This is a genomic window from Bradyrhizobium sp. WU425, from assembly GCF_021052305.1.
Classification (GTDB): Bacteria; Pseudomonadota; Alphaproteobacteria; order Rhizobiales; family Xanthobacteraceae; genus Bradyrhizobium; species Bradyrhizobium canariense_D.
Window position 1 is genome coordinate 5,558,143 of the sequence record NZ_CP088089.1, and the last position, 25,913, is coordinate 5,584,055.

Annotated in this window: 26 protein-coding genes; 15 read left to right on the forward strand and 11 right to left on the reverse strand. The window is 64.7% G+C overall.

All coding sequences use genetic code 11. From position 1 onward, the window contains the following. Nucleotides 1-9 precede the first annotated feature (9 nt). Nucleotides 10-603 (forward strand): amino acid synthesis family protein, encoded by a 594-nt coding sequence (locus tag BcanWU425_RS27010; protein WP_204510692.1) that lies wholly within the window; start codon nt 10-12, stop codon nt 601-603. Between the two features lie 9 nt (nt 604-612). On the opposite strand, the gene BcanWU425_RS27015 is transcribed toward BcanWU425_RS27010, so the two are convergent. Then, nucleotides 613-1,440, reverse strand: a complete 828-nt coding sequence (locus BcanWU425_RS27015; protein ID WP_026233595.1) for an MBL fold metallo-hydrolase — start codon at nt 1,438-1,440, stop codon at nt 613-615. Nucleotides 1,441-1,515: 75 nt separating this feature from the next. Here BcanWU425_RS27015 and BcanWU425_RS27020 point away from each other — a divergent pair, with 75 nt between their 5' ends. Next, complete coding sequence (locus BcanWU425_RS27020; RefSeq protein WP_204510691.1) at nt 1,516-2,373, forward strand: LysR family transcriptional regulator; 858 nt, start codon at nt 1,516-1,518, stop codon at nt 2,371-2,373. Here BcanWU425_RS27020 and BcanWU425_RS27025 read toward each other — a convergent pair. After that, nucleotides 2,370-3,131, reverse strand: coding sequence for a hypothetical protein (locus tag BcanWU425_RS27025; RefSeq protein ID WP_204510690.1), 762 nt, complete (start codon nt 3,129-3,131; stop codon nt 2,370-2,372). The genes BcanWU425_RS27020 and BcanWU425_RS27025 overlap by 4 nt on opposite strands. A 15-nt stretch (nt 3,132-3,146) precedes the next feature. Further along, entirely contained in the window at nt 3,147-3,335 is a 189-nt protein-coding gene (locus tag BcanWU425_RS27030) for a hypothetical protein (RefSeq protein ID WP_018458490.1), read from the reverse strand. A gap of 254 nt (nt 3,336-3,589) precedes the next feature. Here BcanWU425_RS27030 and BcanWU425_RS27035 point away from each other — a divergent pair, with 254 nt between their 5' ends. Beyond that, nucleotides 3,590-4,576 (forward strand): DUF2336 domain-containing protein, encoded by a 987-nt coding sequence (locus tag BcanWU425_RS27035; RefSeq protein WP_204510689.1) that lies wholly within the window; start codon nt 3,590-3,592, stop codon nt 4,574-4,576. Here BcanWU425_RS27035 and BcanWU425_RS27040 read toward each other — a convergent pair. The 3 genes from BcanWU425_RS27040 to BcanWU425_RS27050 are packed head-to-tail and all read right to left on the reverse strand — an operon-like array spanning nt 4,573 to nt 7,579. Then, nucleotides 4,573-4,917 carry a DUF1491 family protein gene (locus tag BcanWU425_RS27040; protein WP_204510688.1) on the reverse strand — a complete coding sequence of 115 codons (345 nt, stop codon included), beginning with the start codon at nt 4,915-4,917 and terminating at the stop codon, nt 4,573-4,575. The genes BcanWU425_RS27035 and BcanWU425_RS27040 overlap by 4 nt on opposite strands. Nucleotides 4,918-4,974: 57 nt before the next feature. Next, nucleotides 4,975-5,670, reverse strand: coding sequence for a peptidoglycan-binding domain-containing protein (locus BcanWU425_RS27045; RefSeq protein ID WP_204510687.1), 696 nt, complete (start codon nt 5,668-5,670; stop codon nt 4,975-4,977). Next, nucleotides 5,663-7,579, reverse strand: a complete 1,917-nt coding sequence (locus BcanWU425_RS27050; protein ID WP_204510686.1) for a PAS domain-containing sensor histidine kinase — start codon at nt 7,577-7,579, stop codon at nt 5,663-5,665. Before BcanWU425_RS27050 ends, BcanWU425_RS27045 begins: the two co-directional genes overlap by 8 nt. Before the next feature lie 384 nt (nt 7,580-7,963). Between BcanWU425_RS27050 and BcanWU425_RS27055 the strand changes: the two genes are divergently transcribed. Next, a complete protein-coding gene (locus BcanWU425_RS27055; RefSeq protein WP_085362369.1) occupies nt 7,964-8,389 on the forward strand; it encodes a DUF5330 domain-containing protein in 426 nt (141 codons plus the stop codon). Nucleotides 8,390-8,457: 68 nt separating this feature from the next. Beyond that, nucleotides 8,458-8,889 carry a SufE family protein gene (locus BcanWU425_RS27060; protein WP_018456863.1) on the forward strand — a complete coding sequence of 144 codons (432 nt, stop codon included), beginning with the start codon at nt 8,458-8,460 and terminating at the stop codon, nt 8,887-8,889. A 5-nt stretch (nt 8,890-8,894) separates the two neighbouring features. On the opposite strand, the gene BcanWU425_RS27065 is transcribed toward BcanWU425_RS27060, so the two are convergent. Beyond that, nucleotides 8,895-9,311 carry a MucR family transcriptional regulator gene (locus BcanWU425_RS27065; RefSeq protein WP_231188698.1) on the reverse strand — a complete coding sequence of 139 codons (417 nt, stop codon included), beginning with the start codon at nt 9,309-9,311 and terminating at the stop codon, nt 8,895-8,897. Between the two features lie 190 nt (nt 9,312-9,501). Then, nucleotides 9,502-10,371, reverse strand: coding sequence for a DUF308 domain-containing protein (locus BcanWU425_RS27070; protein WP_204510685.1), 870 nt, complete (start codon nt 10,369-10,371; stop codon nt 9,502-9,504). Between the two features lie 313 nt (nt 10,372-10,684). Between BcanWU425_RS27070 and BcanWU425_RS27075 the strand changes: the two genes are divergently transcribed. Next, nucleotides 10,685-12,334: an ArnT family glycosyltransferase gene (locus BcanWU425_RS27075; RefSeq protein WP_204510684.1), complete on the forward strand. Its 1,650-nt coding sequence runs from the start codon at nt 10,685-10,687 to the stop codon at nt 12,332-12,334. Nucleotides 12,335-12,521: 187 nt separating this feature from the next. Continuing rightward, nucleotides 12,522-13,301: a class II aldolase/adducin family protein gene (locus BcanWU425_RS27080; RefSeq protein ID WP_018456867.1), complete on the forward strand. Its 780-nt coding sequence runs from the start codon at nt 12,522-12,524 to the stop codon at nt 13,299-13,301. Between the two features lie 203 nt (nt 13,302-13,504). Here the strand turns inward: BcanWU425_RS27080 and BcanWU425_RS27085 are convergent, their stop codons facing one another. From BcanWU425_RS27085 to BcanWU425_RS27095, 3 genes are all read right to left on the reverse strand, one after another. Then, the gene (locus BcanWU425_RS27085) at nt 13,505-14,899 is read right to left on the reverse strand and encodes a M20/M25/M40 family metallo-hydrolase (protein WP_204510683.1); all 1,395 of its coding nucleotides are present in this window, start codon (nt 14,897-14,899) and stop codon (nt 13,505-13,507) included. Nucleotides 14,900-14,950: 51 nt separating this feature from the next. Beyond that, nucleotides 14,951-16,279: a glycosyltransferase family 87 protein gene (locus tag BcanWU425_RS27090; RefSeq protein ID WP_204510682.1), complete on the reverse strand. Its 1,329-nt coding sequence runs from the start codon at nt 16,277-16,279 to the stop codon at nt 14,951-14,953. A gap of 133 nt (nt 16,280-16,412) precedes the next feature. Continuing rightward, a complete protein-coding gene (locus BcanWU425_RS27095; protein WP_204510681.1) occupies nt 16,413-18,041 on the reverse strand; it encodes a helicase HerA-like domain-containing protein in 1,629 nt (542 codons plus the stop codon). Between the two features lie 346 nt (nt 18,042-18,387). Between BcanWU425_RS27095 and BcanWU425_RS27100 the strand changes: the two genes are divergently transcribed. The 8 genes from BcanWU425_RS27100 (at nt 18,388) to scpA (ending at nt 25,771) form a co-directional block, all read left to right on the forward strand. Beyond that, entirely contained in the window at nt 18,388-18,753 is a 366-nt protein-coding gene (locus BcanWU425_RS27100) for a hypothetical protein (protein ID WP_018456871.1), read from the forward strand. Nucleotides 18,754-18,779: 26 nt separating this feature from the next. Continuing rightward, nucleotides 18,780-19,187 carry a DUF4332 domain-containing protein gene (locus BcanWU425_RS27105; protein WP_018456872.1) on the forward strand — a complete coding sequence of 136 codons (408 nt, stop codon included), beginning with the start codon at nt 18,780-18,782 and terminating at the stop codon, nt 19,185-19,187. Between the two features lie 271 nt (nt 19,188-19,458). Further along, nucleotides 19,459-20,319: a dihydropteroate synthase gene (gene folP / locus BcanWU425_RS27110; protein WP_026233258.1), complete on the forward strand. Its 861-nt coding sequence runs from the start codon at nt 19,459-19,461 to the stop codon at nt 20,317-20,319. Further along, on the forward strand, nt 20,316-20,684 hold the full coding sequence (folB, locus tag BcanWU425_RS27115) for a dihydroneopterin aldolase (RefSeq protein ID WP_018456874.1): 369 nt from the start codon (nt 20,316-20,318) through the stop codon (nt 20,682-20,684). Before folP ends, folB begins: the two co-directional genes overlap by 4 nt. Nucleotide 20,685: 1 nt before the next feature. After that, nucleotides 20,686-21,177: a 2-amino-4-hydroxy-6-hydroxymethyldihydropteridine diphosphokinase gene (gene folK / locus BcanWU425_RS27120; protein WP_018456875.1), complete on the forward strand. Its 492-nt coding sequence runs from the start codon at nt 20,686-20,688 to the stop codon at nt 21,175-21,177. An 81-nt stretch (nt 21,178-21,258) separates the two neighbouring features. Further along, nucleotides 21,259-23,130, forward strand: a complete 1,872-nt coding sequence (locus BcanWU425_RS27125; protein ID WP_204510680.1) for a methylmalonyl-CoA mutase family protein — start codon at nt 21,259-21,261, stop codon at nt 23,128-23,130. Beyond that, nucleotides 23,127-23,591 carry a GFA family protein gene (locus BcanWU425_RS27130; protein ID WP_007608185.1) on the forward strand — a complete coding sequence of 155 codons (465 nt, stop codon included), beginning with the start codon at nt 23,127-23,129 and terminating at the stop codon, nt 23,589-23,591. Before BcanWU425_RS27125 ends, BcanWU425_RS27130 begins: the two co-directional genes overlap by 4 nt. Before the next feature lie 23 nt (nt 23,592-23,614). Beyond that, nucleotides 23,615-25,771 (forward strand): methylmalonyl-CoA mutase, encoded by a 2,157-nt coding sequence (scpA, locus tag BcanWU425_RS27135; protein ID WP_204510679.1) that lies wholly within the window; start codon nt 23,615-23,617, stop codon nt 25,769-25,771. Nucleotides 25,772-25,913: the final 142 nt, after the last annotated feature.

Genomic DNA, 25,913 nt, shown 5'->3' on the forward strand with positions numbered 1-25,913 from the left:
CGCCTGCGCATGTCGTCTCAAGACGTGTCCCATGACATCCGCAAGACCGCGCTTAGCGTCGAGACCACCTGGCACGAGCGCGGTCCCCGGCTGGAGAAGCCTCTGCTGGTCGGGACGGCCATTGCGGTGATCGGCAATCCTTTCGCGGGCCGCTTCGAACCCGACCTGATGCCGTTTCAGGCATCCTTGCGCGAACTCGGGCGCGAGCTCGCAACACGGCTGATCGCGCAGCTCGGCGGCGCCGCGCAGATCGAAGCCTATGGCAAGGGCATCATCGTCGGCGAGGACGGCGAGCTCGAGCACGGCGCGGTCTGGCACGAGGCCGGCGGTCAGGGCGTGCGCGAGGTGCTCGGTCAGCCCAAGGCGATCGTTCCGGCGGCGAAGACCATCGGCGGTCCGGGCACGCGGCTCATGGTTCCGCTCGGGCACATCCACGCCGCCTATGTCCGCAGCCATTTCGGCACCGCGGAGATGACGCTGTGGGATTCACCACGGCGCGACGAGATCGCCTTCGGGCTCGTGATGGCGACCGGCGGCCGGCCTCACGCGCGCATCGGAGGCCTCGCGGCATCCGCGATCTCCGCGCACGACGGACAGCGCTGACGGGCGCGATCAATGCGCGTTGCAGCGGCAACGCTCGTAATCGACGGGATCATGGCTGTTGACGATCGTGACGCGTTCGCCGTGGTTCAGCTTCAGCGCGCGCAGTCGCACCTGGTTGGCGATCCGCATGCCGCGGTCCATGTCGGCGCGACGCTGGAAATAGCCCAGCACCAGCGGCATGCGGGGCGATGCGTCGAGCTGGCCGTGATGGAAATAGCTGTCGCCGGCGTGCAGCAGCCATTTGTCGCCTGATCGCACCGCGATACCGCAATGGCCGAGCGTATGGCCGGCGAGCGGGATCATCAGGATGTCCGCCTCTGCGTCGCCGAGGGCGCGCACGCCCTTGAAACCGAACCAGTCCTCGCCGGCTTCGCCATAGAATGTCCAGCTCGGGCCATGGCTCCACTGCCCGGTGACATAGCGCCCTTCCGGCGGCGCCGGCTTGCGCTGCACCGCCATGTCGTATTCGGCGCGATGGACATGGATCGCGGCATGCGGGAAGTCCGGCACGCCGCCAGCGTGATCGCGGTCGAGATGGGTCAGCAGCACATGGCGCACGTCCTTGGGGGAATAGCCGAGTGCCTTCACCTGTTGCACCGCCGTCTCCGCCGGATCGAGCCTTGGCGCGGTCTGCCGCAGCCATCGTCGTCCCAGCCGATCGGGCGTTGCGATATCGCCAAGTCCAATGCCGGTATCGACCAGGGCGAGCCCGTCATTGGTCTCCACCAGCAGGCAATGGCAGACCATGCGGGCGCGCTGGAACAGGCTGCCGGTGCCGTTCACGAGGCGCCGCCCCATCGGGCACATCGTGCCGGTGTTGAGATGGTGAATTTTCATCGCGCGTTCCCTGCCTGTTGTGAGCAGAGCGTTCTTGTCATCGCTAGATCCATAGGTAAAATATCGGCATATCCTATGGACATACGCGAACTCCGCTACTTCGCCGCCGTCTACCGCGAGCGCAACCTGACCGCGGCGGCGCGCGTCTGCTTCGTTTCGCAGCCGTCGATCTCCACCGCGATCACCCATCTGGAGGCCGAGCTCGGCACCACGCTGTTCATCCGGCACAAGAAGGGCGTCGCGCCAACCGCCTCGGCCGAGCAGTTTCACACGCTCGCCCGCCGCATCATCGACGAGACCGACGCGGCGCGCAGCCTGTTCAGGAGACCGAGCACCAAAACCAATGTGACGCTCGGCCTGATGCGCACGCTCGACGTGCCCCGGACGATCGCACTGCTCAAGCCGCTGACGGCGCGCGCCGACATCGCACTCCGCCTCGTCGGCAGCGACGAGCGCGCCGACGCGCGGATCATCTCCAAGAGCATGCTGCGCGCTGACGAACATTTCGTGGCGCTGTGGAGCGAGCGCTATGTCGCAGCGCTGCCGCCGTCGCATCCGCTGGCCCTGAAGGAGAAGCTTCGCACCGCCGATCTCGCCGGCGTCCCCTTGATCGACCGCTGCCATTGCGAGCAAAGCGAGTTCTTCCGCCGCAACCCGCAGGCCCGACAGACCGCGGCGATCGCGCAATCAGAGGATTGGGCCATGGCGCTGGTCGCAGCCGGCGTTGGCATCGCCATCGTCCCGGAAGGCGTAGCGCGCGGCAATCCGGATGTCGCGGTGCGCGAGATCGAGGTCAAGGTCAAGCGCGAGGTCGGGCTCGCCTATCGCGCATCCGTGCCGCTACCGGATGCGCTGAAGGATCTTGTCAGCAAGCTCCGGAAGCAGCGGCGCAAGCCCGCGGGGCAACGATCGCGCGCCCGCGGAAAATCCTAACCCTTCGAGACGACCGCACGGCCGTAGGGCGGCTGGGCCGCGACCGGCGGGTTGGCGGTCTGGGCGGCGAGTTCGCCGATCAGGCGGTCGGCATCGGCGGCCATGCCGTCGGGCGCCTGGATCACCAGCCGCTCCAGACCCCAGCGATAGGACGACACGCGCTGCTCGAGGCACTGCTGCACCCACTGGATGATCAGCGAATTCTCCTGCATGCGCTCGACCGCGTCCTCCTTCTCCTTCGGCGAGAGGGAAGAGACACGCGCCATGCTGGCGTTGCGCTTCTTGTCGAGGTCGATGACGCGGATCGCGGAGGCGAAGAACGGCTCGAAGCGGGTGATGTCGTTGCGCACGTCTTCCATCAGCTGCGTATAGCGCGAAGAATGCGAACGGTGCGGCTCGTCGATCAGCGTGCGACCATACATGGTGCGGTCGAACACGATCGTTTGCCGCCAGGGCGAGGGCAGCGCTTTGTAGTCGCCGAACACGCTCTTCCAGGCGGGCCGCGACAGCGGCGGCTCGATCAGGGGATAGGCGAGGTCGCGAAGCTGGCGCTCCTCGTCGGTGAGCTGGAATCGGGATGGCTTCAGGCCAACGCTGGAGGTGACTTCCGCGCCCAGCCAGCGATGCATGTCGTCGCTGCGCATGTCGGCACGGGTCCGGCCGAAATCGCCGCCACTACAGGCGGCAAGCGTCGCGCCCAGCACTGCGAGCATGAGGGCCGTTACGATGGGCCGGATCTGACGGAGGTTCTCCGGCATTGCAAAGTCCGAAGGCTAACGGCGACGACGACGGCGCCCCGGCGCTGTGCCCTGCTCCGGCCCGTGATCGCCGCTGGTTTCGTCGCTCTCGCGCTCGATGCGGATCACGGGAAGGATCAAAATCGTGCCCATGTCCGCGCGCGGAGCCACGTCCACCGACGCGCCCACCCGGCGACCGGCCGGAAATTCGATGATGGTCCCCATATCAGCTCTCTTCAATTGCCGCGCGACCCGGCGCGCCTCTGCAACATGGGGATCATTAAGATCAGTTCATGGTTAACGGGGTGTAAACGTGCCGGCGGCACCGTAACCGCACGGGCGGGACCCACCGTCCCGTTGCGGCACGAGAACGCTTCAAAGCAGGCGTTCGGCTTCACGCCTCGTTTTCCTTAACGAGCCTTTAAAGGAGCCCGCGATAGGCTGCCGGCGAGTATCTCTTCTAGGTCGCGTATCTCTCCATGACCAAGTCGTTGTTTCCAGGATTCGACGGGCTGATGACCCTCTCCCGTCGCGAAGGCGTCGATGTTCGTCCGACGCTGCTGCGCGTGCTGACCGACCTCTATGTCCAGTCGAGCACCCACAGCGACGACGAGCAGCGCCAGTTCGTCGAGCTCGCCACACGACTGATCGACCAGGTCGACGACGCGACGCGCGCGGCCGTGAAGGCGCGGCTTGCGATCTATCCGTCGACACCCGCCCCGATCATGCAGAAGCTCGGACTGTCGGCCGCGCAGGAGGGCCGCAGGGTTCCGCTCGCGCGCGAAATCCCGGCGCCCGCCTCTGCCCCCCCTCCTGCCCCCTTGCCGGTTCGCACGCCAAGCGACGCCGAGCTGCGCATGGCCTCGAACATGGCAATGCAGCCAACTGACGCGGCCGATATCCACGACATGTTCTTCCGCGCCGGCGCCGCCGAGCGCGCGCTGATCCTGCACAATCTGGCGCAGACCCCGCTGAAGGCGGCGCCGCGGATTCCGACCGTGCGCGCCAAGCGCGCGATCCAGATCCTCGAGATGGCGGCGATCGCGGGCGATGTCGAGAATTTCACCTCCGAGCTCGGCGACAGCCTGATCCTGCCCTCGCGCGTCGCAGCCCAGATCGTCGACGATGCAAGCGGCGAAGCGCTCGCAGTCGCCGCGCGCGCGCTCGACATGCCGAGCCCGGTGTTCCAGCGTATCCTGCTGTTCTTCAAGCCGGAGATCGGCAACTCCGTGACCGACGTGTACCGGCTGTCGCGTCTTTACGATCGCCTCAGCGATCGCGCGGCGCTGGTGATGCTGGCCGCCTGGCGCGGCTCGACGCTCGCCGTCACCCGCGCAAAGTACCAGCCCTCGCTGCATGACAGCGAGCGCCAGCGCGCACGTGCGGGCGCAAGCCAGACGCGCCCGGGCGTGCAGCCCGGCTCCGCGCCCGCGGTGCGGACAGGGACTGACGGATCGGATCGTTAGGCCTTCGCCAGCTCGAGAAAATGCCGCCCGGCGCGGTCTTCGGTCTCGACGATCCAGATATCGGAGTCGAAGCGGATTTCCTTGGTCAGGCGCTCCTCCACCGCGGGCTCCGGCATCGGTTGCGGCGCAAGCGGCACAAAGAAGCGATCGACCGGCCGACCGTCTTCATAAGAGGTCTGCGGCGCCGGCACATAGAGCATCGCATTGCCGTCAAGCAGCGAGACCTTCACGAACACCGCACCCGCCTCCTCCGCGCCGCGACGCCGCACCGCGCCGTACACGCCCTCGGTCTGGCACCGGCGCAGATAGGCTGAGACCCAGATATTTGATTTCAAACGCATGGAGCGCACGATAGGACAGCGGTGCAATCAGCACCAGCCTTCGCACAACAGTCACGACTATTCGACGGGGTGGCCGATCGCGGCGCCGAGCTCGCGGAGCAGGCGGTCGGATAGCTGGCCGGTGACCTGCATCTTGTGCTCGCGCTCGAATTTCTGGATCGCGGACTGGGTCTCGGCGCCCATCGCGCCCGTGATCTTCAAATTCCCGTAGCCATATTCGGACAGCGCGCGCTGCACGCCGGCGATGCGCCGCGCGGCCGGGCTCTGCTGCACGGGGATCGGCGCCGGAGGACGCGTGACGGAGGGCGGCGCCGAAATCGTTTGCTTGACCAGATTGGTCATGGGATCGCCCGAGCGCGGCGTCGATGCGGTCGCCTCGACAGGCCTTTCAGGCGGCTTTTCCGCAGGTCTGGGTTCGGCACGAAACTCCGTCGCTCTCGGCTCGAGCGGCGAGGTATCGGCGCCGACGGGACGCGGACGCGGCAAGGGGTTCGACAGCGCCAGGAACGACGGTGCGGGAAGATTGATCACGGTGCCGAACATCGGCGCTGGATGCCGGCCGGTCTGCAGGAACAGCGCATTGGCAACGATCGCGCCGATGGCGGCAACGGCGACGAGACCGGCCAGGGTATCCTTGGGGCTATGCAGCAGCACGCGCAGCACGAGATTGCGCTCGGTCTCGACATCGATGACCGCGGCCTTGGCGCCACGGCGGCGCGGAGCGGCTTCGTCCTTGGCAGACTTTTTAGGCACTTTTCTTCACCAGAGCGGGTTGGTCCTGAACTTGGTCGTGAGGATGGTCCTGAACTTCCTGGCGTAGCACCGGCTTCAGGGTCGCGATCTTGCTCTCGCTCGCCTTGCTGTCGGACATCTTGCCATCAGAAGTCTTCATATCAGACGTCTTGGCTTGCGGCGTGTAGACGAGCGGCAGCTTGACGGTGACGGCAGTGCCCTCGCCGAGCCTGCTTTGTACCGTCAATTCGCCGAGATGCAACGCCACCAGGCTCTTCACGATCGAAAGTCCGAGGCCGGTGCCTTCGTGACGGCGCTGATAGGTCTTGCCAGCCTGGAAGAACGGCGCGCCGATGCGCTTGAGATCGTCAGGCGCGATGCCTATTCCGGTGTCGCTGACGCGCAGCGCAAGCTGCGAGCCCGAGACCGCGGCCGTTACGGTGACCTGACCGCCACGCTCGGTGAACTTGACGGCGTTCGCGACGAGGTTGAGCACGATCTGCTTGAAGGCGCGCGGATCGCCGGTCATGACAGGCAGATCCTGCGGCGCATCGGTGACAAGATCGACGCCGTTCTCCCGCGCCTTCAGCGCCAGCAGATTGCAGCAATGCATCAATGATGCACGCGGCGCGAACGGTTCGGACGCCATCTCGAAATTGCCCGACTCCATCTTGGACATGTCCAGGATGCCGTTGACGACCGAGAGCAGATGCTGGCCGGAATCGTTGATGAGCTGGGCGTATTCCCTCCGCTGGGCCGCGCCCAGCATCAAGGTCTGCTCCTGCGTGATCATCTCGGAGAAGCCGATGATGGCGTTCAGCGGCGTGCGCAGCTCATGGCTCATGGTGGCGAGGAAGCGCGTCTTGGCGGCGTCCGCCGCCTCTGCAGCGCTGCGCGCCTGATCGAACGCCTGCTCCCCGAGCTTGCGGTCGGTGACATCGCGCATCACGGCGACGACATCGGCCTCGCGCGTGGCATCACGGCCCATATCCTGATCGAGCGGGCGGCAGCGCATCTCGACCCAGATGAAATCAACCTGGCCGCGCTCAGAGCCGGCACGCTCCCGGCGCAACCGGAACTCGACACTGCGCACGTCGCCGCGCGCGGCATCGGACAGCGCCGTCAGATACGCCGGCCGATCGGCGACATGGACGCGATCGAACAGGCCGTGGCCGAGCAGTTGCGCGACGGGCACGCCGAGCATGGCTTCCACCGCCGGTGAAATGAACTGCACCGCGCCGTTGCGCTGATGCCTCGAGATGACGTCGCTCATGTTCCGCGCCAGGAGGCGGTAACGCTCTTCCTCACGCAACAGCAGCGCAACGCTGGTGCGCGCGAGCGATTCCGCTCCGAAGGCCAGACCTGCGGCATAGAGCGTCGCCGAGGCGACGCCGAACGCTATCAGCACGCCGCGTTCCGCAGCGCTGGTATCGCCAATCGGCAGCCAGCCGAGCTGGCTGACGAGGATCAGGATGCCGGCGCAGGACAGCGCCAGCAGCGAGGCAAAGGCCGCGACGCGGCGCGAGGCCGACAGCGCAGCTTCGAGGGGAACGACAACCAGCCAGATTGCGGCGAATGATTCGATGCCGCCGGTCGTCACCGCAACCGCCATGATCAGGCCCGAGAGCGCCAGCGACGACAGCACATGCGCGCCTTCGTAACGGCCGGTGCGCGACAGGAACCAGGACAACAGGATCGGCGCAATCAGCCAGGCGAAGGCTGCCACCTCGATCGCGCTCGGCGCGCCGCGCATGGCGAGATAGACCGGGAATGCGGCAAAGGCGGCTAGGCTGCCGAGCAGCCGCGGGGCCATGAAGGCACGATGGCGCGCTCGCGTCAGCGCGTCGTAACGCGCGGAGGGATGCAGCAGCGCATCGAGACAATCGCGGATGATACTCAAAACTGTCACGGGTCTCGCGCTTCGGCTCATTCGTCGGGAAGACGCGCCGGAACGCCTCCTTATCGTTGAGCCACCGTGTCAGAGCGACCTTAAACGAACACTAAGGCATCGCGGCGCGCCGCCGGACACCCCGTCATCGCAGGGCTTTTTAGACGATTTGACGACGTCATCGGCGAGGATGGTGAACACAGGGTTTCACCGTGATCCGCATGGTTTCGAAATGGTGGACGGGCGTGGCGGCAGCGCTCACGGCAAGGACGTCAATCGAAAATTTACGACACCATCGATAGCAAAGATTCTTGAGTCAATTTTCCGCGAATTAAGCGGAAGGCAATCACTTGCGATTTATCGAGAGTTGCTAGGTCCGACATCCGCGGAGATCGCCGCGGCGGGATCTAACATACAGGACGCAAGATGCGCTTTCTGCTTCGCATCACATTCTGGCTCGGGCTGGTGCTGGTGCTCCTGCCGCGGGACAAGACGCCCGAATCGGACAAGCTGCCGCAGATCGGCGCTGCCGACGCGGTGCAGGCTGCGACCGCGGCCGTCTCCGACATGACCCAGTTCTGCAAGCGCCAGCCGACGGCGTGCGAGGTCGGCGGACAGGCCGCCACCATCATCGGCCAGCGGGCGCAGGACGGCGCAAAGAAGATCTACCAGATCATTAACGACAAGAAAGAGCAGCTCGAGAAGCCCGACAAGAAGGCGCCCGACCACACCGGCTCGATCGCGCTGGCCGGCGAAGGCGATCTTGCTGCGAGCGAGGCGCCGCGCGACACCCTGTCCCAGGACGACCTCGCGCTGGAATGGCGCGGCCCGGCGCCCGCGACAGCGAATTAGCGCCCAAACCCTATCGATTTCGGCGCTTTGCGTCCCTATATTGGCCTGAACGGGAACTTTGGGCCAGCATGACGACGATCGATGAAATCAGGGATAATTTCGAGATTCTGGACGAGTGGGACGACCGCTATCGGTACGTCATCGAGCTCGGCCGCACCCTGGAACCGATGTCCGAAGCCGAGCATTCGGCCGAGAACAAGGTGAATGGCTGTGTCAGCCAGGTCTGGCTTCAGAAGCTGATTGATCGTCGCGATGACGGCGCGCCGATCCTGACATATCGCGGCGACAGTGACGCCCACATCGTGCGCGGGCTGGTCGCGATCGTTCTGTCGCTTTACTCCGGCCGCACGCCACAGGAGATTCTTGCGACCGACGCCATTGCCGTATTCGACGAGTTCGGCTTTCGCGACCATCTGACGCCGCAGCGTTCGAACGGCCTGCGCTCGATGGTCGAGCGGATCAAGACCGACGCGAAAGAGGCGCTCGCGGAAGCGTCGTAGAAACTCTACTTCCGCTTCCGCTGCTGCTGTCCCAGTCCCATCTGCTTCGCAAGCTGCGAGCGGGCCACCGCATAGTTCGGTGCGACCATGGGATAGTCGGCCGGCAGGCCCCATTTCTCGCGATATTGCTTCGGCGTCATGTTGTATTGGGTGCGCAGATGGCGCTTCAGCGACTTGAAGCGCTTGCCGTCTTCCAGACAAACCAGATAATCGGGCGCGATCGACTTCTTCAGCGAGACCGCCGGCTTCGCTGGCTCGAGCGGCGCCGTCTCGGTGCGGCCTGACGAAACGCGCACCAGCGCGCCATGCACCTGGCTGATCAGATTCGGAATCTCAGCCGCAGGCGTTGGATTGTTGCTGAGATAGGCCGACACGATGCCCGCCGTCAGCTCAACGAAATTCTTAGCCCCAGCATCCGACATCGGCCCCGCCTTTCTCCACCTTGCGTCTCACGCGAGAGACGACGCCAAAGTATTCCGTGTCAACAATACGTTCGGCTGAAATGGGACGACTAAGGAATCCGGGCTGATTTACTGACGAAGTGACAAGAACACCACCGCTTTACTTGTCTACGCTAACCTTTGCCTGCACCAGATTTGCCTGCGCCCGCTCTCAAGCGCCGCGCTGGTCGAGGTGGGAGCGCAGCTCGTCGATCGAGGCAAAGCGCATCATCCCCTCAGGCATCTGGGCTTCGATCGAGCCATCGGAATAGAGCGAATAAGCCATGCCGTCGACGATGCCGGATTTGAGCACGGTCACAGGCGTCTGCTCGGCCGCAGCCGCAGGCTCGGGTGCGGGCGGCGGAGCAGGCTCAGCGAAGGTCGACGGCGAGCGCGGTGGCGGGCGCCGCGCGGCGGCCGGCGGCTCCGGAGGCCTCATACGGTCCGGCTTCGGCCAGGCGTCGTCAAAGCTCGCAGGCGGCGTCTCCGGGGCGGCAGGCTCCGCCGACGGCTCGGCATGCGGCAGCGGCGGCAAGCCCTCGCCGGTCTTCGCTTCCGCGCGCTCACGCTCCTTGCGGGAGGTCGAGGCGAACAACAGGTTGCGCCGGCGCGGCGGTTCCGGAACCTCAGGCGGGCTCGGAGCTTCCGGCGCTGCCGGCGGCTCGACGCGCGGACGCTCGCGCGCGGCTGCTTCGTTCTGCCAAGGCGGCGGTCCTGCGGCCGGCAATGGCGGCGCCGGCTCCATCTTCTCGGCGCCCGCCGGCTCAGGCGCAGGCGTCCCGGCCATCCCGAGACCCGGCAGCACGGGCCTGACCCGAACGTCGGATGGTGCAATTGATCCAGCCAGCCGGCGGGCGATGCCCTTCAACTCCGCGACCACCACGTAGAGGCCGGCCAGTAACAGTCCGGAGCAGACGCCGATGGTACCGGAGATTATGAGGGTACTGCCGAGACTGAATTCCCTGACGGTGAAGCCGAACAGGATCGCAAGGAGGCCCGCCAAAACGGCGAAAATCCCCGCGATCAACAATGCCAACGCCATCGAACTCACCCCCGGCCGCGCGCCCATACGCGACACTCGTCACGCCACGATACCGTCATCCGGTGTTCCACGCCAACGTCGAATTATAGGCTGCGTTCCTAAAGGAAAGGAAATCAGGGACTTATTCACATTCCCTTCAGCTACGGCTCGCTACTTCTAGGCTGCTCTCAAGTTGGTCGGATTTGCTGCGTTGCATCAGGAATTTAGCCATAATGCCCAATTACTTGGTAATGGAACTGCGCTATAGGGATTCCGGGGAGCAGGCCCGCGCGCACCAGCAGGGCCAAGAGGGGATTCCGGGTCACCAATAGCCATGACATCCATCACGACTTCGGCGATCGACACGCCTCTGCGGCGCTCGGTTGAACGGACTTGCGACGATCTCGCCATGCTGGTGCTGGCTGCGGTCGCCGTCATTGCAGGCTTGACCTTCCGCGACTATGGGCTCGGCTGGGACGACTACACCCACGCCGAATATGCCGACCTGCTGCTGCGCATGTTCGGTTCCGGTTTCAAGGACACCGCGGCACTCTCCTTCGCCAACCTCTATATGTATGGCGGCGGCTTCGACATGGTCGCGGCCCTCCTGCACAAGGTGATTCCGCTCGAGCTGTTCGAGACGCGCCGTCTGGTCGGCGCCGTCGTCGGCGTGATCGGACTTGCCGTGACGTGGCGGCTCGGCCGCCGTATCGGCGGCCCGCTTGCGGGACTTGCCTCACTCTTGCTGCTCGCGCTCTGCCCGATCTTCTACGGCCACATGTTCATGAACCCGAAGGATGCGCCCTTCGCCGTGGCCATGATCATCCTGATGCTGGGCCTTGTGCGCCTCGCCGAGGAATATCCGCAGCCTTCGCCGCGCACGATCTTGATCGTCGGCCTTGGTGCCGGCCTCTCGCTCGGCACCCGCATCCTCGGCGGCCTTGCGCTGGTCTATGCCGTAATCGGCTTCATGCCGCTGTTCCTGGAGGAACTGCGCAGCGAGGGCCTGCGCGAATCGGTCCGACGCTTCGCTCATGTCGTCTACGTGCTGCTGCCCGGCCTCGTGCTCGGCTATCTCGTGATGGGGCTGATCTGGCCGTGGTCGATCATGGAGCCCGGCAATCCCTTCGAGGCGCTGACCTACTTCTCGCACTTCTTCGAGAAACCCTGGAAGGAGATGTTCGACGGCGCGATCGTATCCGTGCCTGACATGCCCTGGTCCTATCTGCCGACGCTGTTCGCACTTCAGTTGCCCGAGGTGATGCTGGTGCTGACGTTCGGCGCCGTGATCGGCACCTTGGTTATGCTGCCCCGCCGCGAGGTCCCAGCCCGCCGCAAGACCATCCTGCTGATGCTCACGCTCGCCGCGACGCTGCCGCTCGCGATCGCGATGGTGAAGCGACCGGCGCTGTACAATGGCATCCGCCATTTCGTCTTCGTGATCCCGCCGATGGCGGTGCTCGGCGGCGTCGCCTTTGGCTGGGCCATGGAGCGCCTGCGCGCCAATCATCGCACCTGGCAGCCGGTCGTGCTCGCCACCTTCTGCTTTGGCCTTGCGCTCTCGCTCGCCGAGATGATCCGCCTGCATCCCTATCAATACACCCACTTCAACCACATCGCCGGCACCGTGCGCGGCGCCGACGACCGCTTCATGCTGGATTATTGGGGCCTCGCGCTGAAGCAGGCCTCCGACGAATTGCGCGAGCAGCTGGTCGAACGCCAGGAAGTGCCGCCGCGCAACCGGAAATGGAAGGTCGCCGTGTGCGGTCCGCAGCGTCCCGCCCAGGTCGCGCTCGGCCCCGACTTCACCATTGGCTGGGATTCCAATGCCGCCGATTTCGCCATGACGCTCGGTGAGTTCTACTGCAAGGGCCTCACCGCCCCCGTGCTGGTCGAGATCAAGCGCGACGACGTGGTGTTCGCCCGCGTCTACGATATCCGCGGCAGCAGCATTTCCAGCCTGCTCTCGATCCCGGCGCCGTAAAAATTCTTCTCTCTTGTAGGACCGTAGCCCGGATGAGCGCAGCGACATCCGGGGCCTATCAGGCAGCCCCGCATGTCGCTTCGCTCATGCGGGCTACGCTGGACTGCCGCGCTTTGTGTGCCTTGCTGGCAGGTCGCGGCAGGACTACGCTCCCTCCCTGCAACAACGATGTTCGGAGAGATCAGCCATGTCGCCAGCGGAAGCGCGCCTGAAGGAAGTGCCGTCGAACATGACGGAGGCCGAGTGGCAGCAACGGGTCAATCTCGCCGCCTGCTATCGCCTCGTCTCGCTCTACGGCTGGGACGACTTGGTCGACACCCACATCTCAGCGCGCGTGCCCGGCCCCGACCATCATTTCCTCATCAACCCCTACGGGCTGATGTTCGACGAGATCACGGCGTCGAGCCTCGTCAAGGTCGATCTGCACGGCAACCAGCTCTCCGAGAGCGAATACAGCGTCAACCCCGCCGGCTTCACCATCCACTCGGCGATCCACGAGGTTCGCGAGGACGCCATCTGCGTGCTGCATCTTCACACCCTCGACGGCACCGCTGTCTCGAGCAGCGCCGAAGGCCTGCTGCCGCTGAACCAGACCGCCCAGCTCGTCACCCACGACCTCGCCTATCACGACTACGAAGGTATCGCCCTCGACCACGACGAGCGGCCGCGGCTGCAGAAGGACCTAGGCGACCACAACCACATGCTCTTGCGCAACCACGGCACGTTGACGGTCGGGCGCTCGGTCGCCTCGGCCTTCGAGCGCATGTATCACCTCGAGCGAGCCTGCTCGATGCAGGTGCGTACGCGCGCGCTGGGCACGCCGGTCTACCCGGTCGACGATGTCGCGATCGACAAGAACACCGAGCTGCTCGCCAACCGCGACCGCGCCGAGCTGCGCGCCACCAACCTCGTGTGGCCACCGCTGCTACGCAAGCTGGACCGCGAGCTTCCGGGCTACCGCTCTTGAAATTTTCGGGATTTGGTGTAGGGTAACGGTCAACGAACCTCTACGCCTTTTGGAATGAAACGCCGCCCAATTCCGGGCGGCGTTTTTATTTGTAAGGTCTCGTAGGGTGGGCAAAGCGAAGCGTGCCCACCATTGCCGATCGCGATCCGGGACAGATGGTGGGCACGGCGCTTTGCGCCTTTGCCCACCCTACGCACTGCGCCCTACTTCACCTCCGCCAGCGCCGCGAGGATGCGGGCCCAGGAACGGATGCCTTTCTGGAAACTGCGGAGGTCGTACTTCTCGTTCGGCGAGTGGATATTGTCGTCGTCGAGGCCGAAACCGACGAGCAGCGAATCCAGCCCAAGCGTACGCTTGAAGTCCGCGACGATCGGGATCGAGGCGCCCGAGCCCATCAACACGGTCTCCTTGCCCCATTCCTCGGTCAGCGCGGTCTTGGCCGCGGCGAGCGGCTTCATGTTCCAGTCGAGCGCGATTGCAGGCCCGGCAGAGTGGTCGCCGAACTCGACCTTGCAGTCTCCCGGAATGCGCGCCGTCACGTACTCACGGAAAGCCTTGCGGATCTTTTGCGGATCCTGCCCTTCGACCAGTCGGAACGAGACCTTGGCCGAGGCGTGCGACGGGATCACCGTCTTCGAGCCCTCACCGATATAACCGCCCCAGATGCCGTTGACGTCGCAGGTCGGACGCGTGGAAGCTTGCTCGACCAGGAGCCTGCCCTTCTCGCCGGCCGGTATCGATAGCCCAACTGGCTTGAGGAATGTGTCCGGCGTGAAATCGAGCTTCTTCCACTGCGCGAGAATATCCGGCGGCGTGTCCTTCACCCCATCATAGAAGCCCGGAATGGTGATGCGATTGTCGTCGTCGAACAGCGCGCCGAGAATTTTGGTCAGCACCCGGATCGGGTTCATCGCGCTACCGCCGAACACGCCGGAATGCAGGTCGCGATTGGCGGCGGTGATCTTGAGCTCCTCATAGAGCAGGCCGCGCAGCGAGGTCGTGATCGCCGGCGTGTTGCGGTCCCACATGCCGGTGTCGCAGACCAGCACGTAGTCAGCCTTAAACTCGTCCTTGTTGGCTTCGATGAAGGGCACGAAGTTCTTCGAGCCGACTTCTTCCTCGCCTTCGATCAGGAACGTGACGTCGATCGGCAGCGACCCCGTCACCTTCTTCCAGGCGCGGCAGGCCTCGACGAAGGTCATGACCTGGCCCTTGTCGTCCTCGGCGCCGCGCGCCACGATGATCTTGCGACCATCGGCATGGTCGGTCACAACAGGCTCGAATGGCGGACGGTGCCAGAGCTCGAGAGGATCGACCGGCTGCACATCATAGTGGCCGTAGAACAGCACATGCGGACGGCCGCCCGCGACGCTCTTGCCGACGACCGCGGGATGGCCGGCGGTTGGCCTCACTTCAGTGGCAACGCCGAGGCTCGCGATGTCCCTGGCAAGATGCTCGGCCGCCGTCTTGCAATCGGCCGCGAAGGCCGGATCGGCGGAGATCGACTTGATCCGCAACAGCGAGAACAGGCGCTCCAGGCTGTTGTCGAACTCCTTGTCGATGTGGTCGAGCACGGATTGAAGCTGCGCATTTGCCATTGGTCGTATTCCCTGCGTTCGAATCCCGAGACGTCGGCTCAAGATGTCTTCTCAAGAACTATCGGCTTTTAGCGCTGCCGCGGCGTTGAGGCCAGCCGCAACCGGCGGATGCCGGATGTGCCATGCGAGACTAGCTGCGAGCACCGCCGTGGCGACGAGGTTGTTGCCCCAGGCCTGCAAGACATTTGGAAACCACGGCAGCGCCAGCAGCATGAGGATGCCGGCGGCGCCAAGGGCGAGCCAGGTTCCCAGGCGCACGTTCGCCCGCTCGTCGAAGGCGGCACGATGCATCAGCACCGTCATCGGGAAGAACAGCCACATGAAGTAGTATTGCCGCGCCAGAGGCGATGCCACCGTCATCAGGCAGAACAGGATGCCGAGTTCCTCGGCGTCCGAGCGCGCCGTGCGCCGCGCTTGCCGTGGCATGACCGCGACGAAGCCGAGTCCGAGCAACGCCGACAGCGCCAGCACGATCCAGTTCGCCGTCCTGTAATCGACGTCGATGACATTCATCGTGCGCGGCGGCTTGCTCGGATCCTCCTGATTGTAGTTGATTGGCCGGACCAGCCGGTGCGTGACAGCAATGAGTGACTGGTTCACCCACGACCAGTTCTGCTCGTCGCGCTGGCCAAATCCTTTTTCCGAACTCGACCCGACCATGCCCTGATACCAGGTCTTGACCTCGGCGGCGTTGCGCTCGAAGCCGCGAATGGGGGCCGGCACGATATAGAGAAGGATGCCGGCGAACGCGACCGTAGCGACGGCGGCTCCCCACTTTCGCCGCCAGACCAGATAGGGCAGCACCGCAATGGGAAACACCTTGATGGCGGCGGCGAGCGCGAACATGAAGCCTGCGAGCCAGGAGCGCTGATGCTGCAAACTCCAGAAGCCGTAGAGCATCATCGCCAGCAAGACGAGGTTCGGCTGGCCAAGATCGAACATGTCGAACACGAAGGTCACGGTGACGAGAGCGGGCAGCGCCTCCAGCCAAGGGCCAGGCGTGCGGCCCGAACCGCTCATGACATTGGAGAGCATCCCGGTGTACCACCACGCCGCAATATTCAGGATCGACAGCACGCTGTAGAGCGCGATCTTGCCAAACCAGCTCGGGACTGCCAGCAGGATCGCCGGCAGCGGTGGGTAGATGAACTCGAAGTACTGGTGGATATCGCCGGGATAAAGCGGCCCACCCTTCAAGACCTGCTGCCCGGCCCAGTACCACAGGCCGTAGTCCTTGGTCTTGCCGTGCCCGAAGATCTCGGGACCAAGGACATCGGCAGCCAGGATGAAGCAGCAGAGCAGGAAGAGCAGGTCGAGTGGCGCACGCAACGACAGGGTTCGGAGTGCGCCGGATCGAACGAAAGATTTAGGTGAGGTCACGATGTGGTCCAGTCAGGGGCCATAGCACCTAGCAGACCAACGAACGCTTGGAGAGTCCTGATCACCCGAATTTGTACCCGCCGCGCACAAGCGGCGGGTTTGCGGAGGAGTTGCCTCAAACGAGGCTTTCTGCCTACCTGCGCAGCAAGCCGCCGAGCGCGCCGCGGACCAGCGTGCGGCCGATCGAGCCACCAAGCTGGCCGGCGACGGACTTGCCGATATTGGCCGCCATCCCCCCGATTACCTGATTGGTGACCGATCGGGTCACGTCGCGGGCGATGACCTGGCCCGTCGAGAGGCGGCCGCGCTTGACGTTCGTGCCGAAGATGGTGCCGACCATCGAGCCGATCTGGCCGAGGATGCCACCGCCTCCAATGCCGCCAGCCGCGCCGGGATCGGCAGTCGCCGCCGTGCCGGCAATGCGCTTCTGGATCATCTCGTAGGCGGACTCTGCATCAACGGCGGTGTCGTATTTGCCCTTCACCGGGCTTGCATCCATGATCGCCTTGCGCTCTTCCGGCGTGATCGGTCCGATCCGGGCCGATGGCGGCCGGATCATCACCCGCTCGACCATCGCCGGCGTGCCGTTGCCTTCGAGAAAGGACACCAGCGCCTCGCCCTTGCCGAGCTCCATGATCACCTTGGCGGTGTCGAGCTTCGGGTTGGGGCGGAAGGTCTGGGCCGCAGCGGCGACCGCCTTCTGGTCGCGCGGGGTGAAGGCGCGCAGCGCGTGCTGCACCCGGTTGCCCAATTGTCCGAGCACGCGGTCGGGCACGTCGACCGGGTTTTGAGTCACGAAATAAACGCCGACGCCTTTGGAGCGGATCAGGCGCACCACCTGCTCGATCTTGTCCATCAGCGCCTTGGGCGCGTCGTTGAACAACAGATGCGCCTCGTCGAAGAAGAAGACCAGCTTCGGCTTGGGCAGGTCACCGGCCTCGGGCAGCTCCTCGAACAATTCCGACAGCATCCACAGCAGGAATGTCGCGTAAAGCCGTGGGCTCTGCAGCAGTTTGTCGGCGACGAGGATGTTGACCATGCCGCGGCCGTTGCGGTCGGTCTTCATGAAGTCCTTCAGCGTCAGCGCCGGCTCGCCGAAGAATTTGGTGGCGCCCTGGTTCTCGAGCACCAGAAGCTGGCGCTGGATGGTGCCGACCGTGGCCTTGGTGACATTACCAAAACCCTGCGCCGCCTTCTTGATCGCGGCAAGCGGACTGTCCTCGGCATCCGTCCCCTTCTTGCCCGCATCGGGCACGATGGCATCGAGCAGCGCGCGCAGATCCTTCATGTCGATCAGGGTCAGCCCGTTGTCGTCGGCGACGCGAAAGGCGACGTTGAGCACGCCTTCCTGCACGTCGTTCAGGTCCAGCATACGTGCGAGCAGCAGCGGGCCCATTTCTGTGACGGTCGCACGGACCGGGTGGCCCTGCTCGCCGAACACGTCCCAGAACACCGTCGAGAACTGGTCGGGCTCGAACGTCAGTCCCATCTCGGTGGCGCGCTTGACGATGAAATCCGCGGGCACGCCGACCTCGGAGATGCCCGAGAGGTCGCCCTTGATGTCGGCCGCGAAGACCGGAACACCGGCGCGCGCAAATCCTTCCGCCATAACCTGCAGCGAGACCGTCTTGCCGGTTCCGGTTGCACCTGTGACGAGGCCGTGGCGATTGGCGAACGCCAGCGTCAGCCAAGCCTGCTCGTTTCCTTTACCGACGAAGATTTTGTCGTCGGTATCACCGAGCTTGCTGTCCTGTGCGGTCATTATTCCCTGATCTCTCTGCCCTGTTTCGCATATCGAAACTCGAATGCACAGTTCCGTAGTTTAACGCATGTCGCGCGCTGATTGAAACCATTCAACGCGCTCCGGGCATGCGACATCGTCGGAAATATGCAGGTGGACATCCGCCGAAAGTAGGAAGGACGCATTCGCATCGCGGCATTTTTTTGCCGATTTCATCTCCGCTCTTGCATCACTGCAACACTTCTCGCGCGTTCGAGAATGAATCGGAACGTTGATGGCGTTCATCGCTTGTATTTCACACCACACCGGCTCAAGATCATTTTCGAAAGCAATACTCCGGCATGTGAACCGGCTGAGGGGCGGCCATATGGACGAGCTAATCGGGCGGCTGGCGACAAACGCCAGCATAGATAGTGCTGTCGCCGAAAAGACCGTCGGCATTATCTTGGGCTTCCTCCGCAACGAGGGTCCTTCCGACAGCGTCCAGGTCCTGATCGACCAGATTCCAGGTGCAGAAGCGGCAATCGAGGCATCCGGCACCGGCGGAGGACTGTCGCGGCTGATGGGCGGCGGCCTGATGGCGGTCGGCACGCGCCTGATGGGCCTGGGACTTGGCATGTCCGAGATTCAGAACATCGCCCGTGAACTTTTTCGCTTCGGCCGAGACAAAATCGGAGCGGATCAGATGGGCAAGATCATCGCGGGGACCCCGGGCCTCAGCCAGTTCGCCTGACGCCTGCGCATTTCACATCGAGTATCATGACATATCCGATCTCCGAGATTGAGGGCCTGTCGGCCTTTGCCGCCAACAAGTTGAAGGCGCAGGGTATCCGCACCACCGACGCGCTGCTCGAGGCGGCTTCGACCGTGAAGGGCCGCAAGGCGCTCTCCGTGAAGACCGGCATCAGCGAGCAGTTGCTGCTGGAATGGGCCAACGTCTCCGACTACATGCGCATCCCCGGCATGGGCAGGGCCAAGGTCGGTCTGGTCCGCGCCGCCGGCGTCACCACCGTGCGCGAGCTCGCCTACCGTAACCCGGCAAGGCTCGCCCAGAGCATGCGGGACGCCAACGAGAAGAAAAAGCTGCTCCGCATCCTGCCCTCGGAGAAGTCGGTCGGCGACATCATCGCCAAGGCGAAGAAGCTGCCGCCAAAGATTTCGTATTAGGACTGCTGCTCTCCGCATACGGGGTGGGCGCTACTCTCTCGGCATTGTTTTGCCCGATGAGCAACAATGCATCCCAACTCTGCCGTCATACCCCGCGAAAGCGGGGTATCCAGTACGCCGCGGCTCCTCCGTATCGCGGCACTGTCTCTGGATACTGGATTGCCCGCTTTCGCGGGCAATGACAGCGAGGGTGTGCGACGCCCTGTCCAAACGCTGGCAACCCACGCCTTCCCGTCTTGACTCCCCCTCCCCGACCGCTAAAGCGGGCCGCATGAATGCCTCGCCCTCCCCATCCGTCCCGGCGGCCGGTTCAGTCGGGCTTGACGTGCTGCGGACGTTGCTGGAGCGGCCGATCCCGGCGGTGATGGGCGTGCTCAACGTCACCCCGGATTCATTCTCCGACGGCGGCGAATTCATCGCGCCCGAGCAGGCACTCGCGCGGGCGCGGGCGATGATCGAGGTGGGGGTCGACATCATCGATATCGGTGCCGAGTCCACCCGGCCCTACAAGGGCGCCCGGCCGGTCACCGCGGCAGACGAACTGGCCCGGCTCAAGCCGGTGCTATCGGACATCGTGGCGCTCGGCGTGCCGGTCTCGATCGACAGCATGAAGGCCGAGGTGGTGGCCTTTGCGCTCGATCAGGGCGCTGCGATCGCCAACGACGTCTGGGGCCTGCAACGCGACGCCGGCATGGCGCCGCTGGTGGCCGCGAGGAGCGTCCCTGTCATCGTCATGCATAACCGCGACAGGGTCGATCCCGCCATCGACATCATTGCGGACATGAAGGCGTTCTTCCAGCGCTCGCTGGATATCGCGGCACAAGCCGGCATCGCCCGCGACAAGATCGTGCTCGATCCCGGCATCGGCTTCGGCAAGACGGCAGAACAGAGCATGATTGCGCTGGCACGACTTCGCGAGCTCGACATGTTCGGCCTGCCGATCCTCGTTGGTGCCTCGCGAAAACGCTTCATCGCCTCGGTGTCGCCGTCGGAGCCGACCGAGCGGCTCGCCGGCTCGATCGCCGCACATCTGCTCGCCGCACAACGCGGCGCGAAAATCATCCGCACCCACGACGTCGCCGAGACCTTGCAGGCCCTGCGAGTGGCGCACGCAATCGAGAGCAAGCCATGACCGATACGATCTTCGTAACCGGCCTGTCGATCCATGCCCGCCACGGCGTGATGGAGCACGAGACCGAGGTCGGCCAACGCTTTGTCATCGACCTCGAGCTCTATACCGACCTGTCGGAGCCTTCCCGCAGCGACCGGCTCGCCGACACCGTGTCCTACGCCGACGTCGTGGCGACCACCACCGCGGCCTTCAAGAACACCAATTACAAGCTACTGGAGCGCGCGGCCGGCGCGGTGGCCGACGCCATCCTGTCGCACTTTCCGCGCATCCGTGCGGTCAAGATCACCGTGCACAAGCCGCATGCGCCGATCGCCGCGATCTTCGACGACGTCGGCGTCATGCTGACGCGCTCGCGGCACCCCTGACATGGCGAGCGTCCTGATTGCGCTCGGCGGCAATGTCGGCGATGTCCGCGCGACCTTCCAGAAGGCAATCGCCCATATCTGCGGCATGGCGCAGGCCGCTTTGATCGCGCGCTCGTCGGACTATGCGACGCCGCCCTGGGGCGACGAGGACCAGGCTCCCTTCATCAACGCCTGCATCGAGATCGAGACCAGCCTTGATCCGCATGCGCTCCTGTTCGTGATGCAGAAGGTCGAGCAGAAATTCGGCCGCACCCGCGATAAAGAGCGGCGCTGGGGCCCGCGCACGCTCGATCTCGACATGATCGCCTATGACGATGTGTCGATGCAGAAGCCTGACCTGACCCTGCCGCATCCGCGCCTATTCGAGCGCGCCTTTGTGCTGGTGCCGCTGGCCGAGATCGCGCCCGACCGCGTGATCGCAGGCATTCGTGTCCATGACGGTCTCGCCAGCGTCTCGACACAAGGCATTGAGCGGCTTCCGGATACCGGTTAACCAAAAACAACCGTTTGCAGGGACGGCCGGCCGTGGCAATTTCGCCTGCGAACAACAAGATTTTCGGGAGCCCTTCGCCGCATGACCTCCGCGACTGACGACCTGCCGCTGGCGGCGGATTTTCCCAAGGCGACCGTCGACGACTGGCGCAAGCTGGTCGATGGCGTGCTAAAGGGCGCGCCGTTCGAGAAGCTGGTCGGCAAGACCTATGACGGGATCAAGATCGATCCGCTCTATCCGCGCGCCAAAGGCATTGCGCCCGTGGTGGGACGGCCGGCATCCGCGCCCTGGCAGATCATGCAGCGGATCGACCATCCCGATGCAAGTGCGGCGAATGCACAGGCACTGACCGATCTCGAAAATGGCGCGACGGGGCTGGCGCTGGTGTTCGCCGGCGGCAATGCCGCTCACGGTTTCGGGCTGGAAGCGACCGCGGACGCAGTCGCAAAGATCTTGAAGGACGTCCATCTCGATGCCGGCATCGGCCTCGAGCTCGAGATCGGTCCGCAATCGCGGATGGCGGCGATCCACGTCGCGGAATATGTGAAGAGCAAGGGCATCGATCCCGGGGCCTGCGACATCCGCTTCGGGCTCGATCCGCTCGCGGCCTGCGCGGTGTGGGGCCACAGCCCCTATACCTGGGATGAGATCGTTCCGGCCATCACCGGCGGCGTCAAGGGCCTCGCCGCGCTCGGCTTCAAGGGGCCGTTTGCATCGGCCGACGGACGCGTGATCCACGATGCCGGTGGCTCGGAGGTGCAGGAGCTCGCCTTCGCGCTCGCCTGCGGCGTCGCTTATTTCCGCGCGATCGAGGGCGCGGGCGTTCCGCTGGAGCAGGCGCAGGGCATGGTCTATGCGCGGCTTGCCGCGGATGCAGACCAGTTCCTCACCATGGCAAAATTCCGCGCATTGCGGCTGCTGTGGGCGCGTATCGAGACGGCGTGCGGGCTCACGCCAAAACCGCTGTACATCGCCGCCGATACCGCCTGGCGCATGCTGACGCAGCGCGATCCCTATGTGAACATGCTGCGCGCGACCATGGCGACGTTTGCGGCCGGACTTGCCGGTGCCAACGCGGTCACCGTGCTGCCGCATACGCTGGCGCTCGGCCTGCCCGATCCATTCGCGCGGCGCGTGGCGCGCAATACGCAGCTCGTGCTGCTGGAAGAGAGCAACCTCGCCAAGGTCAGCGATCCCGCGGCAGGCGCAGGCGGCATCGAAACACTGACCGGCCAGCTCTGCGACGCGGCCTGGGCGCTATTCCAGGAGAGCCAGAGAGCCGGCGGCGCCTTCGCTGCGCTTCAGCAGGGCCTGTTCCAGAGCAAGGTCGCGGCCGCGCGAAAAGCCCGCGACGCCAACATCGCAAGACGCCGCGACGTGCTGACCGGCGCCAGCGAGTTTCCGAACCTGCACGAGAACGAGACGACGGTGCTGAAGGCGACGCCGATCGCGCTGGCGCCCTATGGCGAGCAAAAATACAAATTCGACGCACTGCCGCCGATCCGGCTGGCGGAACCGTTCGAGGCGCTGCGGGACAAATCCGATGCGGCCTTGAAGGCACACGGCGCGCGGCCGAAAGTCTTCTTGGCCAATCTCGGCACGCCCGCTGATTTCACGGCGCGCGCGACCTTTGCCAAAAGCCTGTTCGAGACCGGTGGCATCCAGGCCGTCGACAGCCAGGGCTTCGCCGATCCGGCCCAGTTGGCTGCCGCCTTCAAGGCCTCCGGCGCCGGGCTCGCCTGTCTTTGTTCCAGCGACAAGGTTTATGCGGAACACGCCCAAGCCGCGGCGCAGGCCCTGCAAACCGCCGGGGCCCGACTTATCTATCTGGCAGGCCGCCCGACCGATGCCGAGGCGGCGCTGCGTGCAGCCGGCGTCACCGGCTTCGTCTTTGCCGGTGCCGATGCGCTTGCGACGCTGCAAGACACGTATCGACGGATGGAGCAGCCATGACGGAAGCAGGCAAACCCGTTCTCACCGGCGGCTGCCAATGCGGGGCAGTGCGCTTTGGAGTCATGACGGCGCCGAACAGGGTTTCGATCTGCCACTGCCGGATGTGCCAGAAGGCCAGCGGCGCGCCGTTCGCCTCTTTTGCCGACATCAACAAGACGGACTTCGCCTGGACCAAGGGAAAGCCGTCGTTCTTCCGCTCCTCCTCCATCGCCGAGCGCGGCTTTTGCGCCGCCTGCGGCACGCCGCTGAGCTTTGGCCGCATCGACGGCGATCGGATCGAGATCATGACCGGCGCGTTCGACCGCCCGGACCACGTGGTGCCGACGCGGCAGTTCGGCACCGAGTCCCGTCTCGGCTGGGTGGTCGGGATCGCCAATCTTCCAAGCCAGACCACGCAGCAGAATTACGGACCGGAGAAGATGGCGACCATCGTCAGCCATCAGCATCCGGACCATGATTGAGCGCCTATGATATGGTTGAATCCATGAGCCGCATTCCTGATTTCGCAGACATCGCGTTCGAGCGCACCACAAGCGCCGCGCCATCAGGCAGCGCCGAGCCGTGGCTGACGCCCGAGGGCATTCTGGTGAAGTCCGCTTATAGCGAGACCGATCTGGCCGGGCTCGACTTCCTCGAGACTTATCCGGGCATCGCGCCTTATCTGCGCGGCCCCTACCCGACCATGTATGTCAACCAGCCTTGGACCGTCAGGCAATATGCCGGCTTCTCCACCGCGGAGGATTCCAACGCGTTCTACCGCCGCAATCTCGCGGCCGGACAGAAGGGCCTCTCGGTCGCGTTCGATCTCGCCACCCATCGCGGCTATGACAGCGACCATCCGCGCGTCGGCGGCGACGTCGGCATGGCCGGCGTTGCCATCGATTCCATCTACGACATGCGCACGCTGTTTGCGGGCATTCCGCTCGACCAGATGAGCGTGTCCATGACCATGAACGGCGCGGTGCTGCCGATCCTCGCGCTCTACGTTGCGGCCGCCGAGGAACAGGGCGTGCCGCCGGAGAAGCTCTCAGGGACCATTCAGAACGACATTCTGAAAGAGTTCATGGTGCGCAACACCTACATCTATCCGCCCGCGCCTTCGATGCGGATCATCTCGGACATTTTTGCGTATACCTCGCAAAAAATGCCGAAATACAATTCGATCTCGATCTCCGGCTATCACATGCAAGAGGCCGGCGCGACGCAGGACCTCGAGCTCGCCTATACGCTGGCCGACGGCGTCGAATACCTTCGTGCCGGCCTTGCGGCGGGCCTCGATGTCGACCGCTTCGCGCCGCGGCTGTCGTTCTTCTGGGCGACCGGGATGAACTTCTTCATGGAAGTGGCCAAGATGCGCGCCGCGCGGCTGCTCTGGGCGAAGCTGCTGAAGCCTTTCAATCCGAAGGATCCGCGCTCGCTGTCACTGCGCACGCATTGCCAGACATCCGGCTGGTCGCTGACCGCGCAGGACGTCTTCAACAACGTGATGCGCACGACTGTGGAAGCGATGGCGGCGACGCAAGGCCACACCCAGTCGCTGCACACCAATGCGCTCGACGAGGCGCTCGCTTTGCCGACCGACTTTTCGGCGCGCATTGCCCGCAACACGCAGCTCTTCCTGCAGCACGAGAGCGGCACCACCCGCATCATCGATCCCTGGGGCGGCTCGTATTATGTCGAGCGTCTCACCCGCGACCTCGCCGCCAAGGCCTGGGGCCACATCCAAGAGGTCGAGGAGCTCGGGGGTATGGCCAAGGCGATCGAGGCCGGCGTACCGAAGCTGCGCATCGAGGAAGCCTCGGCCAAGACCCAGGCCCGCATCGACGCCGGCAAGCAGGCGGTGATCGGCGTCAACAAATACAAGCCGACGGACGAAGCTCCGATCGATATCCTCAAGGTCGACAATACCAATGTCCGCCGGCTCCAGATCGACAAGCTGACGCGGCTGAAGTCCGAACGCAACCAAAAGGACGTCGAGGCCGCGCTCGCCGCGCTGACGCGCTCGGCGGGCGAAGGCAACGGCAATCTGTTGGCGCTGGCCATCGACGCTGCGCGCGCGAAGGCAACCGTCGGCGAGATCTCGGACGCGATGGAGAAGGTGTTCGGCCGGCACCGCGCCGAGATCAAATCCATCACCGGCGTCTACAAGCGGGAGGCGTCCAGCATGGGTAACCGGGTCGAGAAGGTTCAGGCGCTGATCGACGCCTTCGAGGAGGCGGAAGGCCGCCGTCCGCGCATCCTGGTCGCAAAAATCGGTCAGGACGGTCACGACCGCGGCCAGAAGGTGATCGCGTCGGCCTTCGCCGATATCGGCTTCGACGTCGACATTGGGCCGCTGTTCGCGACCGCCGACGAAGCCGCGCGCCAAGCGGTCGAGAACGACGTCCACATCCTCGGCGTCTCCTCGCTTGCCGCCGCCCACCTCACCGCAGTGCCGGAGCTCAAGGCCGCGCTGAAGAAGCAGGGCCGCGACGACATCATGATCATCGTCGGCGGCGTGGTGCCGCCACAGGATTACGATGCGCTCTACGCGGCCGGCGCGGAAGCCATCTTCCCGCCGGGCACGGTGATCGCGGACGCGGCCGAGGAGCTGATCCGCAAGCTGAACGCCCGGCTCGGGCATAGCGAGGCGGCAGAGTAATTCGGCCGCCGCTCGGCAATCCGCCCATTCTTCACCGAGACCGCCGACAACGACGCCGCCATGACCGCAATGGTGAAGGGGGTGACTGCATCGCTCATGGTCGCAAAGATGAAGCGCGATGCGAGCGCGACTGCGACGACTG

Coding starts and splice junctions, on each gene's coding strand:
- folB (WP_018456874.1), top strand. CDS start 20,316: ATGACCGATACGATCTTCGTAACCGGCCTGTCGATCCATGCCCGCCAC.
- BcanWU425_RS27050 (WP_204510686.1), bottom strand. CDS start 7,579: ATGAGCCGAAGCGCGAGACCCGTGACAGTTTTGAGTATCATCCGCGAT.
- BcanWU425_RS27020 (WP_204510691.1), top strand. CDS start 1,516: ATGGACATACGCGAACTCCGCTACTTCGCCGCCGTCTACCGCGAGCGC.
- BcanWU425_RS27010 (WP_204510692.1), top strand. CDS start 10: ATGTCGTCTCAAGACGTGTCCCATGACATCCGCAAGACCGCGCTTAGC.
- folK (WP_018456875.1), top strand. CDS start 20,686: ATGGCGAGCGTCCTGATTGCGCTCGGCGGCAATGTCGGCGATGTCCGC.
- BcanWU425_RS27015 (WP_026233595.1), bottom strand. CDS start 1,440: ATGAAAATTCACCATCTCAACACCGGCACGATGTGCCCGATGGGGCGG.
- BcanWU425_RS27105 (WP_018456872.1), top strand. CDS start 18,780: ATGACATATCCGATCTCCGAGATTGAGGGCCTGTCGGCCTTTGCCGCC.
- BcanWU425_RS27060 (WP_018456863.1), top strand. CDS start 8,458: ATGACGACGATCGATGAAATCAGGGATAATTTCGAGATTCTGGACGAG.
- BcanWU425_RS27075 (WP_204510684.1), top strand. CDS start 10,685: ATGACATCCATCACGACTTCGGCGATCGACACGCCTCTGCGGCGCTCG.
- BcanWU425_RS27025 (WP_204510690.1), bottom strand. CDS start 3,131: ATGCCGGAGAACCTCCGTCAGATCCGGCCCATCGTAACGGCCCTCATG.
- BcanWU425_RS27070 (WP_204510685.1), bottom strand. CDS start 10,371: ATGGCGTTGGCATTGTTGATCGCGGGGATTTTCGCCGTTTTGGCGGGC.
- BcanWU425_RS27040 (WP_204510688.1), bottom strand. CDS start 4,917: ATGCGTTTGAAATCAAATATCTGGGTCTCAGCCTATCTGCGCCGGTGC.
- BcanWU425_RS27095 (WP_204510681.1), bottom strand. CDS start 18,041: ATGACCGCACAGGACAGCAAGCTCGGTGATACCGACGACAAAATCTTC.
- BcanWU425_RS27085 (WP_204510683.1), bottom strand. CDS start 14,899: ATGGCAAATGCGCAGCTTCAATCCGTGCTCGACCACATCGACAAGGAG.
- BcanWU425_RS27130 (WP_007608185.1), top strand. CDS start 23,127: ATGACGGAAGCAGGCAAACCCGTTCTCACCGGCGGCTGCCAATGCGGG.
- folP (WP_026233258.1), top strand. CDS start 19,459: ATGAATGCCTCGCCCTCCCCATCCGTCCCGGCGGCCGGTTCAGTCGGG.
- BcanWU425_RS27035 (WP_204510689.1), top strand. CDS start 3,590: ATGACCAAGTCGTTGTTTCCAGGATTCGACGGGCTGATGACCCTCTCC.
- BcanWU425_RS27055 (WP_085362369.1), top strand. CDS start 7,964: ATGCGCTTTCTGCTTCGCATCACATTCTGGCTCGGGCTGGTGCTGGTG.
- BcanWU425_RS27080 (WP_018456867.1), top strand. CDS start 12,522: ATGTCGCCAGCGGAAGCGCGCCTGAAGGAAGTGCCGTCGAACATGACG.
- BcanWU425_RS27065 (WP_231188698.1), bottom strand. CDS start 9,311: ATGTCGGATGCTGGGGCTAAGAATTTCGTTGAGCTGACGGCGGGCATC.
- scpA (WP_204510679.1), top strand. CDS start 23,615: ATGAGCCGCATTCCTGATTTCGCAGACATCGCGTTCGAGCGCACCACA.
- BcanWU425_RS27030 (WP_018458490.1), bottom strand. CDS start 3,335: ATGGGGACCATCATCGAATTTCCGGCCGGTCGCCGGGTGGGCGCGTCG.
- BcanWU425_RS27125 (WP_204510680.1), top strand. CDS start 21,259: ATGACCTCCGCGACTGACGACCTGCCGCTGGCGGCGGATTTTCCCAAG.
- BcanWU425_RS27100 (WP_018456871.1), top strand. CDS start 18,388: ATGGACGAGCTAATCGGGCGGCTGGCGACAAACGCCAGCATAGATAGT.